This is a genomic window from Pseudomonas sp. RIT288 (genome assembly GCF_000631985.1).
Classification (GTDB): Bacteria; Pseudomonadota; Gammaproteobacteria; order Pseudomonadales; family Pseudomonadaceae; genus Aquipseudomonas.
Genome location: NZ_JFYN01000044.1, coordinates 256,767 through 271,313, shown reverse-complemented (window position 1 = coordinate 271,313; position 14,547 = coordinate 256,767). Strand labels below are relative to the sequence as shown.

Genomic DNA, 14,547 nt, shown 5'->3' with positions numbered 1-14,547 from the left:
ACGACCCAAAAATGGTCGGGGTAAGGGGATTCGAACTCCTGACATCCTGCTCCCAAAGCAGGCGCGCTACCGGACTGCGCTATACCCCGGTTTGAAATTGGCTCCGTGACCAGGACTCGAACCTGGGACCCAATGATTAACAGTCATTTGCTCTACCGACTGAGCTATCACGGAACTACATATTTCAATTTACAACGGTGAAACTTACAGCTCTTAGACTTCCGTTCGCATCGCTGCGTTCGTGTGTCTGAGGCGCGCTATTCTACAACCTAGAACACCTCTGTCAACCCCCTAAATCGCTTTCAAGTTAATGATTTGCAACTTATTTCAGATTTCAGCTCAGTGAGCTGAGATGCTGCGGGTGACTGACTGCGGGGCGCACTTTACAAGCCTTTTCCTTAGAGTTCAACAGCCTAACGAAAAAAAGGCCTCGCAAAGCGAGGCCTTCCTTATTTCATTGGCGTTGCCGCTCAGTCGAAAACGATTTCGTCGTTCACAACCTTGCCAGTCGCCGTATCGCCCGGCAGGAAATGCCCCGACAGGATCAACTGCGCCAACGGGTTTTCGATCCAGCGCTGGATCGCACGCTTGAGAGGACGTGCGCCATATACCGGGTCGTAACCGACGGCAATCAGCTTGTCCATCGCTTCCGGGCTCAGCTCCAGCTTCAGCTCGCGCTCGGCCAGACGACTGCGCAGACGGCCCAGCTGGATCTCGGTGATGCCCGCGATCTGGTCCCGCGCCAATGGCTCGAAGATCACCACTTCGTCGACCCGGTTGATGAACTCGGGACGGAAGTGCGACGTCAGCGCGTCCATTACTGCTGCACGCTGGGCCTCACGGTCACCGACCAGCTCCTGGATCTGCGACGAACCGAGGTTCGAGGTCATGACGATCACGGTATTGCGGAAATCCACCGTGCGCCCGTGACTGTCGGTCAGACGTCCATCCTCCAGCACCTGCAGCAGGATGTTGAACACATCCGGATGCGCCTTCTCGACCTCGTCCAGCAGGATCACCGAGTAAGGTTTGCGGCGCACCGCTTCGGTCAGGTAACCGCCCTCCTCGTAACCAACGTAGCCCGGTGGTGCACCGATCAGCCGCGCCACGGAGTGTTTCTCCATGAACTCGGACATGTCGATCCGCACCATCGCCTCTTCCGTATCGAAGAGGAATTCGGCCAGCGCCTTGCACAGCTCGGTTTTACCGACACCGGTCGGGCCGAGGAACATGAACGAGCCGCTTGGACGATTCGGATCCGCCAGCCCGGCACGCGAACGCCGTACCGCGTTGGCGACCGCGACCACCGCTTCGTCCTGACCAATCACGCGCTGGTGCAACAGGCTTTCCATCTTCATCAGCTTGTCGCGCTCGCCTTCGAGCATTTTCGACACCGGAATACCGGTCCACTTCGAAACGACTTCGGCGATCTCCTCTTCAGTCACCTTGCTGCGCAGCAGCTGGTTTTCGCTCTTGCCGTGCTGGTCAACCATTTGCAGGCTGCGTTCCAGATCCGGGATCACCCCGTACTGCAATTCGGCCATGCGGTTGAGGTCGCCTTTACGGCGCGCCGCTTCGAGTTCCTGACGCGACTGCTCGATCTTCTGCTGAATCTGCGCCGAACCCTGTACCTCGGCTTTTTCCGAGTTCCAGATTTCTTCCAGATCCGAGTACTCACGTTCGAGGCGAACGATTTCTTCCTGAAGTTTTTCCAGGCGCTTCATCGCCGCTTCATCGCTTTCTTTCTTCAGTGCCTGAGATTCAACCTTGAGCTGAATCAAACGACGTTCCAGACGATCCAGCACTTCCGGCTTGGAGTCGATCTCCATGCGGATACGGCTGGCGGCCTCGTCGATCAGGTCGATGGCCTTGTCCGGCAGCTGCCGGTCAGTGATGTAGCGATGGCTGAGCTTGGCCGCTGCGATGATCGCGCCGTCGGTGATCGCCACCTTGTGGTGAACCTCATAACGCTCCTTGAGGCCACGCAGAATGGCGATGGTGTCTTCCTCGCTCGGCTCATCCACCAGGACTTTCTGGAAGCGTCGCTCAAGCGCCGCATCCTTCTCTATATATTGGCGGTACTCGTTGAGCGTGGTTGCGCCGACGCAGTGCAGCTCACCGCGCGCCAGTGCCGGTTTGAGCATGTTGCCGGCATCCATCGAGCCTTCGCCCTTACCGGCGCCGACCATGGTGTGCAGTTCGTCGATAAACAGAATGATCTGCCCTTCCTGCTTCGACAGCTCATTGAGCAGTGCTTTCAGGCGTTCTTCGAACTCACCGCGATACTTCGCACCGGCAATCAGCGCGCCCATGTCCAGTGACAGCAGGCGTTTGCCCTTGAGGCCGTCCGGCACTTCGCCGTTGATGATGCGCTGGGCCAGACCTTCGGCAATCGCGGTTTTACCCACGCCAGGTTCACCGATCAGCACCGGGTTGTTCTTGGTGCGACGCTGCAGTACCTGAATAGTGCGGCGAATTTCGTCGTCACGGCCGATCACCGGATCAAGCTTGCCGTCTTCGGCACGCTTGGTCAGGTCGACGGTGTACTTGTCCAGCGCCTGGCGGGATTCTTCGTGGTTGGCGTCATTCACCGCCTCACCACCGCGCAGGTTGTTGATCGCGTTCTCCAGGGCTTTTTTGCTCACGCCCTGGCCGAGCAGCAATTTGCCGAGCTTGCTGTTCTCGTCCATCGCGGCGAGCAGCACCAGCTCGCTGGAAATGAACTGGTCGCCCTTCTGCTGAGCCAGACGATCAGCCTGATTGAGCAGACGCGCCAGATCCTGCGACATGTTCACGTCGCCAGTCGGGTTCTGGATTTTCGGTAATTGATCGAGCTCTTTGGTCAGCTCTTTGCGCAGGCTGTTGACGTCGAAGCCCACTTGCATCAACAGGGGTTTGATCGAACCACCCTGCTGCTCAAGCATGGCTTGCATCAAATGCGCCGGCTCGATGGCCGGATGATCGTGGCCAACGGCCAGGGATTGGGCGTCGGACAACGCCAACTGAAGTTTGCTGGTTAAACGGTCTATACGCATGGGGTCACCTTCCTTTTGAGCAGGCCGGACCTAAAAACCATCCTGAATAAAGAAACCTGCCAGATACCACTGTAGATGCGGTCGATTCTGGAAGATTCAAGCGTCGGAGAGTTGATGCAAGTCAGACAAGTCTAGCGGGTGAGCCAGACAAGGGAGGCAAAGCGACCGGTGCGCGACGCACGGCGGTAAGAAAAGAAGCGCGGATCGGTCACAGTGCAGAAACCGCCGCCATAAACCGCAGTGACACCGCGTTCAGCCAGACGCAGGCGCGCCAGCAGATAGATGTCAGCCATGAACTTGCCAGCATTGTGGCTGGGCACGAAGGCGGCTGCCGCTTCCGGCAGTTGTTCGACGAAGACTTCGCGTACCTCCGGGCCGACTTCAAAAGCTTTCGGGCCGATGGCCGGGCCAAGCCAGACCAGTACGTCCGCCGCAGCGGTGTCGAGATGATCGAGGGTGGCTTCCAGTACGCCCGCCGCCAACCCGCGCCAGCCGGCGTGAGCTGCCGCGACGCGAGTGCCGGCACGGTTGCAGAACAGTGCCGGCAGGCAATCTGCGGTCATTGCCGTGCAGGCAATCCCGGGGGTTGCCGTCCAACTGGCGTCGGCGGTGGCAACCACGTCTGGATCAGCATGGGCCACGGCAATTCCGTGCACTTGCTGCAACCAGGCAGGCTTTATCGAGAAGTGTTCGGTCAGACGCCGACGATTCTCGGCGACGGCTTCCGGGCGATCATCGACATGATCGCCCAGATTAAGGCTGTCGAACGGCGCCTCGCTGACACCCCCCTCGCGGGTGGTGACACAGGCCCTGACGCTGGCCGGCGCAGGCCAGTCCGGCGTCAGCCAGTTCATCCGACGAATGCCTCGCGATCCTGCTTGAGCAGGGTCAGCAGCCAGACGAAATCTTCCGGCAGCGGCGATTCCCAGCTCATGCGCTCACCGGTGGTCGGATGATCCAGCTCAAGGAAGCGCGCGTGCAGGGCCTGACGCGGGAAGTGCTTGAGCGACTCGACCATGGTCGGGTTCGCGGCAGGCGGAATGCGGAAACGACCGCCGTACGCCGGGTCGCCGACCAACGGGAAGTTGATGTGCGACATGTGCACGCGAATCTGGTGGGTGCGGCCGGTTTCCAGTTTGACCCGCACGTGCGTGTGGGACCGGAAACGCTCCAGCACGCGGTAGTGACTGACGGCCGGCTTGCCGCCTTCCATCACTGCCATGCGCTGGCGTTGCTGACCATGACGGCCGATCGGGGCGTTGATCTTGCCCCCGGCGGTCACGACACCGATCACGATGCACTCGTAGATCCGGCTGACGCTGCGGCTTTGCAGCTGGGCAACAAGCTTGGTCTGCGCCTGAATGGTCTTGGCCACCACCATCAGACCGGTGGTGTCCTTGTCCAGGCGATGCACGATACCGGCGCGCGGGACATTGATGATGTCCGGCACGTGGTGCAGCAAGGCATTGAGCAAGGTGCCATCGGCGTGGCCGGCAGCCGGGTGCACCACCAGGCCCGCAGGCTTGTTGATCACCAGGATGTCGTCGTCTTCATAGACGATGTCGAGCTCGATGTCTTGGGCGATCCACTCGCCCTGGGCTTCCTGCTCGGCAGTCAGCTCAAGGATGGCACCGCCGTGCACGATGTCGCGCGGGCGGATGACCGCCCCGTCCACAGTCAGGCGACCTTCTTTGATCCAGGCGGAAAGGCGCGAGCGTGAGTGCTCAGCGAAGAGTTGGGCGGCGACTTGATCGAGGCGTTGGCCGCCCAAATCGGACGGCACCTCTGCGCGAAGTTCAATTTTATCGGACATGCTCTGACTGGGCGTCGGCACAGCCTTTGGTTTCGGCTGCGCGCTTGTGGTTAAATACGGCGTCTTTTGCCCCGAGGCTTTTCAACGGGGCGCTCATCATAACAGGACGGCCCCGCCCAAGACAGCGGCCGTCATAGGGACGCAAGCCGCCATGCAAGTGAAACACCTGCTGCTGATCGCCATCCTCGCATTGACCGCTGCTTGCTCATCGAAGGAAGTCGTAGACGAAAACCTCAGCGAAGCCGAGCTGTATCAGCAGGCTCAGACTGACCTGGACAACAACAGCTACACCAGCGCCACAGCCAAGCTGAAGGCCCTGGAGTCGCGTTATCCGTTCGGTCGCTACGCCGATCAGGCACAGCTGGAGTTGATCTACGCCAACTACAAGAACGCCGAGCCGGAAGCTGCAAAGTCCGCCGCCGAGCGTTTCATTCGTTTGCATCCGCAGCATCCGAACGTGGATTACGCGTATTACCTCAAGGGTCTGACCTCTTTCGATCAGGACGTCGGCCTGCTGGCGCGCTTCCTGCCGCTGGACATGACCAAGCGTGACCCGGGCGCTGCCCGCGACTCGTACAACGAGTTCGCGCAGCTGACCAGCCGCTACCCGAACAGCCGCTACGCGCCGGACGCCAAGCAGCGCATGATTTACCTGCGCAACCTGCTGGCCGCCTACGAAATCCACGTAGCCGACTACTACCTGACTCGTCAGGCCTACGTCGCCGCCGCCAACCGTGGCCGTTATGTAGTGGAAAACTTCCAGGAAACCCCATCGGTCGGTGACGGCCTGGCGGTGATGACCGAGGCTTACCAGCGTCTGCACCTGGACGATCTGGCCGCCACCAGCCTGGAAACCCTGAAGCTCAACTACCCGAACCACCCAAGCCTGCAGGACGGTCAGTTCGTGCCATCGGTTGCCGAAGCCGACAACCGCTCGTTCCTGAGCAAGGCGACGCTGGGCCTGATCGAATCGCGTCCGCCGCTGCCGCCGGGAGAAACCCGCGCCAACCAGGACGTGCAGAAGCAGTTCCAGGACGCGAAAGACGCGATTCCGAACGAGCTCAAGCCTAAAGACGAAAACGGTGACGTGATTGAAGAAGAACATCACGAGGCTGAAGGCAACAACGAAGACCGTTCGTGGTTCAGCTACATGACCTTCGGCGTGTTCGACTGATCACACCGGGCGTCACAAAAAAGGGAGATCTGCGGATCTCCCTTTTTCATTGCTGCGCATTAATAGTCTGTGCGCTTGCCGGCTCCTTGGCTAAACTGCCGAATCATTAGCCGAAAAGCCGCCCATCATGCTTCGTTTACTGTTCTGGATTGTCCTGATTTTCGCCGCGGTATGGCTGTGGCGCAAATTCAAGGCGCCCGCCGCCTCCACCCAGTCGCCCCGCGAGCAAGATGCCGCGCCGATGGTGCGCTGCGCCCATTGTGGCGTGCACTTGCCGCGCGATCGCGCGCTGAACCTTCAGCAACAGTGGTATTGCAGCCAGGCTCACCTTGAGCAAGGCCCGGGCACCAGTGATCGCTGAGGCCGCCCACGCCGACAGTAAACAGGCGCAGCGCCTGCTGCGTCTCTATCATCTCTACCGTTTAAGCGTCGGCATCACCCTGGTGCTGCTGATCTCCAGCAACATGGACAACCGCCTGCTGACGTCGGCCGACGACGACCTGCTACGCAGCGGCAGTTGGTTGTATCTGGTGTTGAACATTCTGCTGGTGGTGTTCCTGGAGAACACCCGCCGCCCGGCGCAGATGTTCAGCCTGGCGCTGGTCGATGTGCTGCTGCTGTGCGGCCTGTTCTACGCGGCGGGCGGCGTCGCCAGCGCCATCGGCAACCTGCTGATTGTCTCGGTGGCGATCGCCAATACCCTGCTGCGCCGACGCATCGGACTGCTGATTGCCGCCATCGGCGCCCTCGGCATTGTCGTTTCCAGTTTCCTGCTGGGTTTCAGCCATCCCCTGAGCGCCAATGATTACCTGCAGGCCGGAACCCTCGGCGCTCTGTGTTTTGCCGCATCGCTGCTGGTACAGGGTCTGGTCCGGCGCCTGGAAGTCAGCGAGACCCTCGCCGAACAGCGCGCCAGCGAAGTGGTCGGCCTCGAGGCCCTCAACGCCCTGATTCTGCAGCGCATGCGCACCGGCATCCTGGTGCTCGACGAACAGCGTCGGGTGCAACTGGCCAATCACAGCGCGAAAAACCTGCTGGCGCAGTCGCACCTTGAGGGACATTTGATCGATGACTACTCGCCGGCACTGGTCGAGCGCCTGCAACTGTGGCTGAGCAACCCGACCCTGCGCCCGCAGAGCCTGAAGATTCCCGGCAACGGTCTGGAGCTGCAACCGAACTTCATCGCCCTCGCACAGAGCCCGAACCAGCAAACCCTGATATTTCTCGAAGACCTCGCGCAAGTCGCCCAGCAAGCCCAGCAACTCAAGCTCGCCGCACTCGGGCGCCTGACCGCCGGCATCGCCCATGAAATCCGTAACCCGCTGGGTGCCATCAGTCATGCCGCGCAGTTATTGGGCGAGTCCGAGGAACTCGATAGCGCGGATCGGCGTCTGACGCAGATTATTCAAGACCACTCCCAGCGCATGAACCGAGTCATCGAAAACGTCCTGCAACTGTCGCGCCGCCAGCAGAGCGCTCCGCAACGCCTGGATCTCAAGCCGTGGCTGGAACACTTTGTTGCCCAGAGCCGCGAACAGGCGAGCGAGCGCCAATCGATTCATTTGCGGATCAATTCCGGGGACTTCATCACGTTGATGGACCCCGACCAGCTCACACAGATTCTCGACAATCTGTTACGCAACGGCTGGCGGCACAGCGCCCTGGAGCACGAGCAGGCTGAAGTCTGGCTGGCACTGTTCATCGACCCCGACAGCCAGTTGGCGGTACTCGAAGTGCAGGACAACGGCCCCGGTGTGCCGCCCGATCAGCAGGCGCATCTGTTCGAACCGTTCTTCACCACCAGCAGCCAGGGCACCGGCCTTGGGCTTTATCTGTCCCGTGAGCTGTGCGAAAGCAACCAGGCGCGCCTAGACTTCAAACCACGCCAAGGCGGCGGCTGCTTTCGCATCACCTTTGCTCACGGACGGAAACAAAGTTGAACACGAGCCCACGGCAAAAAATCCTCATCGTCGACGACGAACCGGATATCCGCGAACTCCTGGAAATCACCCTGGGACGGATGAAACTCGACACCTTCAGCGCACGCAACCTCGGCGAAGCCCAGGCGCTGTTGCAGCGCAATGCGTTCGACCTGTGCCTGACCGACATGCGCCTGCCCGACGGCACGGGGCTGGACCTGGTGCAGCACATCCAGCAACGTTATCCACAACTGCCGGTGGCGATGATCACCGCCTATGGCAGCCTGGAAACCGCGATCAATGCGCTGAAGGCCGGAGCCTTCGACTTCCTCACCAAGCCGGTTGATCTCACGCGCCTGCGCGAACTGGTCAGCACCGCGTTGCGCATGCCGGCGGTGGGTGGCGCCGTATCGTCGATAGATCGGCGCCTGCTCGGCGACTCGCAGCCCATGCGCGACCTGCGCAAACAGATCGACAAACTGGCGCGCAGTCAGGCCCCGGTCTACATCAGCGGAGAATCGGGCAGCGGCAAAGAACTGGTCGCTCGGCTGATCCACGAACAGGGGCCGCGCGCCAGCAAGCCGTTTGTGCCGGTCAACTGCGGGGCAATTCCATCGGAGCTGATGGAAAGCGAGTTTTTCGGCCATCGCAAGGGCAGCTTCACTGGCGCGGTCGAGGACAAACCCGGACTGTTTCAGGCCGCACACGGCGGCACCCTGTTTCTCGACGAGGTGGCGGACCTGCCACTGTCGATGCAGGTCAAATTGCTGCGGGCGATTCAGGAGAAAGCCGTGCGCAGTATCGGCGGCCAGCAGGAAGCGGTGGTCGATGTACGCATTCTTTGCGCCACCCACAAGGATCTCGACGCCGAGGTCGCCGCCGGGCGCTTTCGCCAGGACCTGTATTACCGCTTGAACGTGATCGAACTGCGCGTGCCATCCCTGCGCGAACGGCGCGATGACATCGAAGTACTGGCTGCGCACATGCTCCAGCGTCTGGCGGCAGGCAGCGGCCGCGCCGCGGCTCGTTTGCACCCGCAGGCGCTTGAGGCGCTGAAGAGTTACCGCTTTCCGGGGAATGTACGGGAGCTGGAAAACGTCCTCGAACGGGCGCACACGTTGTGTGAAAACCAGTTGATCGAGGCCGCGGACTTACGTCTCAGCGAAGGCAATTGCGCAGTCGAAGGCGGTATCGCCGACCTGACGCAGATCGATAATCTTGAGGATTATCTGGAAAACGTCGAGCGCAAGCTGATTCTGCAGGCGCTGGAGGAAACGCGCTGGAATCGTACTGCGGCGGCGCAGCGCTTGAGTCTGTCGTTTCGGTCGATGCGTTATCGCCTGAAGAAATTAGGCCTGGATTGAGGGCCCCTTCGCGAGCAGGCTCGCTCCCACATTGGATTTTGTGATCGACAAAGATCAACTGTGGGAGCGAGCCTGCTCGCGAAAGCGATCTGCCAGGCTACAGAGAAATATCTGACTAAATGCGGCCTTCAGGCGCATACGGCGCCGGATCGATAATCGGCGCATGCCCCAGCATCACATCGGCGAACAACTGACACGACGCCGGCGCCAGCACCAGGCCGTTGCGGTAATGCCCGCAGTTCAGCCACAACCCCTCAAACCCCGGCACCCGGCCGATATACGGAATCCCCTCCGGCGAGCCCGGGCGCAAACCGGCCCAATGCCCCACCACTTCGGCCTGCGCCAGCGCCGGCAGCAGCTCGACCGCCGAAGCCTTGAGACTCTCCAGCGCGACATCGGTCGGGGTCTTGTCGAAACCTTCGTGCTCCAGCGTACTGCCGATCAGAATGTGCCCGTCGCGACGCGGAATCGCATAACGTCCCTTGGCCAGCACCATGCTCGGCAGGAAATCCGCTGCGCACTTGTAGAGAATCATCTGGCCCTTGACCGGCTCGACCGGCAGCGTCAGCTCCAATGTCTTGAGCAGATCACCACTCCATGCGCCGGCCGTCAGCACGATCTGCTCGCCGCGGATCAGGCCTTTGGACGTTTCGACGCCAACCACCCGCTCGCCTTCGCGAACAAACCCGCTGACTTCGCATTGCTCGTGAATGGTCACGTTCGGCAGCGCCAGCAAAGCGGCTTTCAACGATTTGACCAGACGCGGGTTACGCACATTGGCCACATCGGCCATGTAGATCGCCCGGGAGAACTCGTCGCCCAGTACCGGCACCGCATCGTGCGCCGCCGAGATATCCACAGCCCGCAGCGGACGGTTTTCCCGCTCGGCCCAGGCCAGTGCTTCGGCTTCATCCTCCAGATCCAGCCAATACAGGCCGGTGGTGTGCACTTCGGGATCAACCCCGGTAGCGGCAAACAGCCGCTCGCCCAGCTGTGGATAAAAATCCTGCGACCAATGCGCCAGCGCGGTGACTGCCGGACTGTAGCGCCACGGGTACAGCGGCGAAACGATACCGCCGCCGGCCCAGGACGATTCCTGGCCGACGTTCGAACGATCCAGCAGCACCACGCTGCGCACTTCGGAGGCGAGGTTGTAGGCGGTCAGCAGGCCAATCACCCCGCCACCGACAATCACCACTTGCTGTTGCCTGGTCATGTTTGATCCAACCGTAAAAAAGACAGTGGGCGCAAAAGGCGCCCTTGAGAAGGTACCTCAGCGGCCCCAGCAATCCTTGGTGGTCAGCCCGGTGGTTGCGTTGTTCATGCTTCTGACACCGGTGTTGGTCAGGGTGAAGTCCCCGCACTTGTCGGTGGCCATGGCAGTGCCAGCCTTGCGGGTGGCGGTCAGCAGGAAGGTCTGGTCAGCGATCGTCGGGGTGATGGTGTAGAAATCATTGCCCGTGCTCAGACCGGTGATGCCGGTGTAGACGTTGTTTTTGGTATAGAAACGCTCGAGGCTCTGCGCCTGCTCCGAGAGCAGCGACACCACTTCGGCGCGCCGGCCCTTTTTCAGGTACTCGGTGTAGCTCGGTGCGGCGATGGTGATGATGATCCCGATGATCGCAATCACGATCATGATTTCGATCAGGGTGAAGCCTCGGTTGAATCTGCGCATGCCTCAAACTCTCACTTACTGTATTTGTCGCCACATGATACGACGGCTGCCGCCGCCGGATTTTTCCACCAGTGTGGTGACAGTGCCACTGGAATCGTTGACGATCTTGCGCGTCGCACCATTGACGATGGCGTTCAGGGTCGGAATCCCGCCGGTGAACACCACGCCGCTGGAAATCGTGTCGTTGCTGTCGACCTCGCCATCGGCGTTGGTGTCGAGTACCGCGTAGTTGAGCATCTTACCGCTGAACGCATCGAGTTCGACCAGTTTGCCAGTGCCGAAACTGGCACACGGGTCGGTGGTGTCGACACTGGCGGTGGTAAACACGATGCGTCCGAGCACCAGGCTCGCCTGATTGATCACCCTCTCGCCGGTCAGCACGTTGTTGTACACCAAAGGCAGATACCAGCCCTTCTCCCCCGGATAGGTCGTGTCGTTCTGGCTGGTGGTGATGAACTGCCCGGTGCTGCCGGAGAACACCCCGGTCACCGCCTGCGTCTGCAGGCTGCTGACCGTCAGCTGCCCGGAACCGCCGTCGGCATCCCACACCGAATAAAACGCCTGCAGATCCTTGTTGGTCTTGTCGGCGGTCTCGTTGAATTTTCCGGTGCCGAAAAATACCTGTTTGCCCCCCAGCGAATTGTCCGCCAGCAGCGGCTGCGCGGTGATCGGCTGGGTCGCCCCGCCCGCCGTGGTGAACAGCGGTTTACCGGAGAACGCCACGCCCCAACTGTCGGTCGACGTCGCGCTCAGGTCGAATTTCCACAAGCGCCCTTTCAAGTCACCACCGTACGCGGCCTGAACCACGTTCGAAGAATTGACCTTGAGCTTCACCGACGACAGGCCATTGGTGGTTTCGGTGCTGTCGATCACGATCTTCTTGATCAACGAACCGTCACGCACATCCAGCACATACAACGCCGCCACACCGGAGTTGCTGCCATAACCATTGGCAATGAACGCCGCCCAGCGACCATCAGCCAAGCGTGCCACTTCCGGCCGGGCATAGGCGTAACCCAGATCATTGAAGGCGTTCGCAGTGTTCGCCGTGGCAGGTGCACTGACTTCCCACAAGGCATTGAGAACATTGCCAGCCGACGCATCGAACAACTGCAACGCATAGAAAGTCTTGCCGCCAGCGCCGGTACCGCCGATGGCCACGGTTTTCCAGGCACTGTTGAACTGAAGGTCGTAGACCCCGACCTGACCGTCCACCAGAAACTTGTGGCTGACGCCATTGATGTATGCCGGATCGGCAATCAGCCGCAGCGAAGGCAACACGCTGGACGGCATGTAGGCATAACGCCGGGTGCCGTTGGCCGAGTTGATCACGTTGACGAAACCGTCGTTGGCATTCACCACCAGACTCGAGTTCATGTTCGCCGCTTTGGTGGTCAGGTACGTGGTGTAGGTGGTGTCGCCCGAGAGGTCGGAGGCGGTTTTATCGCTGGGCGAGACCAGCACCAGCGGCGAGTTGATGATGTCGCCAAGCAATACGCTGCGCACTTTCAGCCCGGTCTTGTTGGTGCCCTTGCTCCATTCCACCAGATCGTTGCCGCTGATGCCGGTGGGCAGGCTCTGGCTGAGCGTGGTCTGTTGCGCAGCGGAGAAATTGCCGTAGGCCAGGGTGACGGTGGCGTTGCTGCCGGTGTTCCATGATTGATAAGTCGGTGCGGTCGCGCCCGGCACGATCGTGGTATCGGTGCTCCACAACGCTGCCGAAGTATTCACCGCACCGGCCGAGGTGAAGCCGAAGGACTTGATCGTCCCGCGCCAGTCCTTGGGGTCGTAGCTGGTCTGGAAATAACGGGTGCCACTGGCCAGCGTAGTACCGCTGGTGACCCCGCTGCCGCCGGAACCGGCCTTGGAGGTGATATCGCTCAACGCCGAGGACAGCGCGGCATTGAGGCCCGTGCTGTCGGTCGCCTGGTAATACCTGCCCTGCCCGTAAGCCGCGGAGTCCGACAGCATGTCGTTGTCGGCGGTAAAACCCACGGTGTAGGTGTTCATGTTCTGCTTGGGAAAATCCACGGCATTCCAGCTTTTGCCAGCGGCGTCAGTCCCCGTGGAACGCATGTCGATATCGAAGGCGAATTTGGCAATGTCGTCGAGATACAGCGTGTCGCCCTCGCTATCGCCATTGAGGTTGTTGCCGTCATTGTTGATGCCATCCCAGTTCGGCAGGCGACTGCCACCCAGCGGATCATTGCTCGGGAAGGTGCGGTCGTAAGTCGGCAAACCGTCGGTGATCACCACGCCGTAGTTCTTCTGGCAGCGGTACTGGATCGGGCTGGTGTAGGTCGTCGGCGTGCTGTTGTAGTACGGCGCCATGCCACGCATGTAGCGAGTGATTTCGTAATAGGTTTCTGCCAGCGGCGTATTGGCCACGGCGCTCAAACCGTTGATCGAAGAAATCAGCGCGTTGTAGTTGGCGTCGGCCTGCGCCTGGGTCACGCTGCCGGAGACCGGTGACAGGTCGCTGATCGATCGCGCGATATATCCGCCATTGCCCGAGTTGTTACTGGTGACCGGATTGAAAGTCGACAGGCCCATGCGCAAGGTACGGTTGCTGGTGACCAGCGCGGTGGACACGTTGCGCGCCACGTTGATCCGATAGTCGTTGGGAATTGCCCCGTTGGTGAAGTCGCGGGTGCCGTTGTTGATCGCCAACCCGAACACATAGGCAATGTAATCCCCGGTGTAGCGGGTGTTGCCGCCACCCACCGGATCCGGCAGTTTCAGGCACAGCGGCGCAACACTGTTGTTGTAAAAGGCATAGGCCCCACCGGAACAACCGGAGGTCGGCAGGCTTGAGAGAAACACCGAGTCACCGGTAATGGGGGTCGAACTCAGGCACAGTCCGAGCAACGCGTTGCACTGCCGGGCGGCTGTGCGATCAACACCGGGATCGAATCCTGGCGCATAAATAATGCTGTTCATGCTGCCGGAATCGTCGATCAGCAACATCACATTGGGCGGCACCGCCGCTGCGCTCAAGAGTGGCGAGTCGGACGGTGTGAACGCATACGCCGGCGCCGCCAGATACAAGCTCAGCAGCATGCCCGCCAACAGCGTCCGGCAGCGCTCAATACTTCGCATAGACACTCTCCACCACACTGCGCGAAGTACCGGCGATGCCGACGGCGGTAACTCGATACAGAGTCGCCGACGTGTTGCTCGGCACGTTGACCGCCGTCAGGGTGGTGCCAATGTTCTGCACACCATAAAAGCCGTTACCGGCAGCGATCCACGTGACTCCGGAAGTCGAATTGAGTCCCGCCGCACTGACCACCGAGGACTCCGCCGGCGGCGCACATTGCGTGGCGTTGGCACATACAGCCAGCGAATAACTGTCGAGTTGCACCGCACTCTCGCCGATGCGCAACGCCGCCTCGGCGGTCTGGAACGACTGATTGCGCAGGCTGACACTGCCGGCCATTTTTTCCTGCAGATTGGCACTCTGCATCGAGGACAGCCCGATCAAGGTCAGCAGCAACAGAAACACCAGACTGACCAACAACACCATGCCACGCTGGTTTTGCCTCTGGTCGAAAGTCATCCTCATCG

Annotated in this window: 11 protein-coding genes and 2 tRNA genes; 4 read left to right on the top strand and 9 right to left on the bottom strand. The window is 60.6% G+C overall.

Annotated features, from left to right (window positions below; genetic code table 11):
* Positions 1-12: 12 nt before the first annotated feature.
* From BW33_RS28010 to rluD, 5 genes are all read right to left on the bottom strand, one after another.
* Positions 13-89, bottom strand: a tRNA-Pro gene (locus tag BW33_RS28010).
* Between the two features lie 9 nt (positions 90-98).
* A tRNA-Asn gene (locus tag BW33_RS28005) sits at positions 99-174 on the bottom strand.
* Between the two features lie 296 nt (positions 175-470).
* The gene (clpB, locus tag BW33_RS28000; RefSeq protein WP_007963856.1) at positions 471-3,035 is read right to left on the bottom strand and encodes an ATP-dependent chaperone ClpB; all 2,565 of its coding nucleotides are present in this window, start codon (positions 3,033-3,035) and stop codon (positions 471-473) included.
* Between the two features lie 131 nt (positions 3,036-3,166).
* Entirely contained in the window at positions 3,167-3,889 is a 723-nt protein-coding gene (pgeF, locus tag BW33_RS27995; RefSeq protein WP_047602636.1) for a peptidoglycan editing factor PgeF, read from the bottom strand.
* Positions 3,886-4,848 carry a 23S rRNA pseudouridine(1911/1915/1917) synthase RluD gene (gene rluD, locus BW33_RS27990; RefSeq protein WP_007963852.1) on the bottom strand — a complete coding sequence of 321 codons (963 nt, stop codon included), beginning with the start codon at positions 4,846-4,848 and terminating at the stop codon, positions 3,886-3,888. Before rluD ends, pgeF begins: the two co-directional genes overlap by 4 nt.
* 151 nt (positions 4,849-4,999) lie before the next feature.
* Here rluD and BW33_RS27985 point away from each other — a divergent pair, with 151 nt between their 5' ends.
* From BW33_RS27985 to BW33_RS27970, 4 genes are all read left to right on the top strand, one after another.
* Positions 5,000-6,022, top strand: coding sequence for an outer membrane protein assembly factor BamD (locus tag BW33_RS27985; protein ID WP_047602635.1), 1,023 nt, complete (start codon positions 5,000-5,002; stop codon positions 6,020-6,022).
* A gap of 127 nt (positions 6,023-6,149) precedes the next feature.
* Positions 6,150-6,383 (top strand): PP0621 family protein, encoded by a 234-nt coding sequence (locus tag BW33_RS27980; protein ID WP_047602634.1) that lies wholly within the window; start codon positions 6,150-6,152, stop codon positions 6,381-6,383.
* Positions 6,373-7,962, top strand: a complete 1,590-nt coding sequence (locus BW33_RS27975) for a sensor histidine kinase (RefSeq protein WP_047602633.1) — start codon at positions 6,373-6,375, stop codon at positions 7,960-7,962. Before BW33_RS27980 ends, BW33_RS27975 begins: the two co-directional genes overlap by 11 nt.
* Complete coding sequence (locus BW33_RS27970) at positions 7,959-9,305, top strand: sigma-54-dependent transcriptional regulator (RefSeq protein ID WP_047602632.1); 1,347 nt, start codon at positions 7,959-7,961, stop codon at positions 9,303-9,305. Before BW33_RS27975 ends, BW33_RS27970 begins: the two co-directional genes overlap by 4 nt.
* A 115-nt stretch (positions 9,306-9,420) precedes the next feature.
* Here the strand turns inward: BW33_RS27970 and thiO are convergent, their stop codons facing one another.
* The 4 genes from thiO to BW33_RS27950 are packed head-to-tail and all read right to left on the bottom strand — an operon-like array spanning position 9,421 to position 14,545.
* On the bottom strand, positions 9,421-10,521 hold the full coding sequence (thiO, locus tag BW33_RS27965) for a glycine oxidase ThiO (RefSeq protein WP_047602631.1): 1,101 nt from the start codon (positions 10,519-10,521) through the stop codon (positions 9,421-9,423).
* A 57-nt stretch (positions 10,522-10,578) separates the two neighbouring features.
* Complete coding sequence (locus BW33_RS27960) at positions 10,579-10,980, bottom strand: type IV pilin protein (RefSeq protein WP_027612814.1); 402 nt, start codon at positions 10,978-10,980, stop codon at positions 10,579-10,581.
* 15 nt (positions 10,981-10,995) lie between these two features.
* Positions 10,996-14,079 (bottom strand): pilus assembly protein, encoded by a 3,084-nt coding sequence (locus BW33_RS27955; RefSeq protein ID WP_047602630.1) that lies wholly within the window; start codon positions 14,077-14,079, stop codon positions 10,996-10,998.
* Positions 14,066-14,545 carry a pilus assembly PilX family protein gene (locus BW33_RS27950; protein WP_047602629.1) on the bottom strand — a complete coding sequence of 160 codons (480 nt, stop codon included), beginning with the start codon at positions 14,543-14,545 and terminating at the stop codon, positions 14,066-14,068. Before BW33_RS27950 ends, BW33_RS27955 begins: the two co-directional genes overlap by 14 nt.
* Positions 14,546-14,547 lie beyond the last annotated feature (2 nt).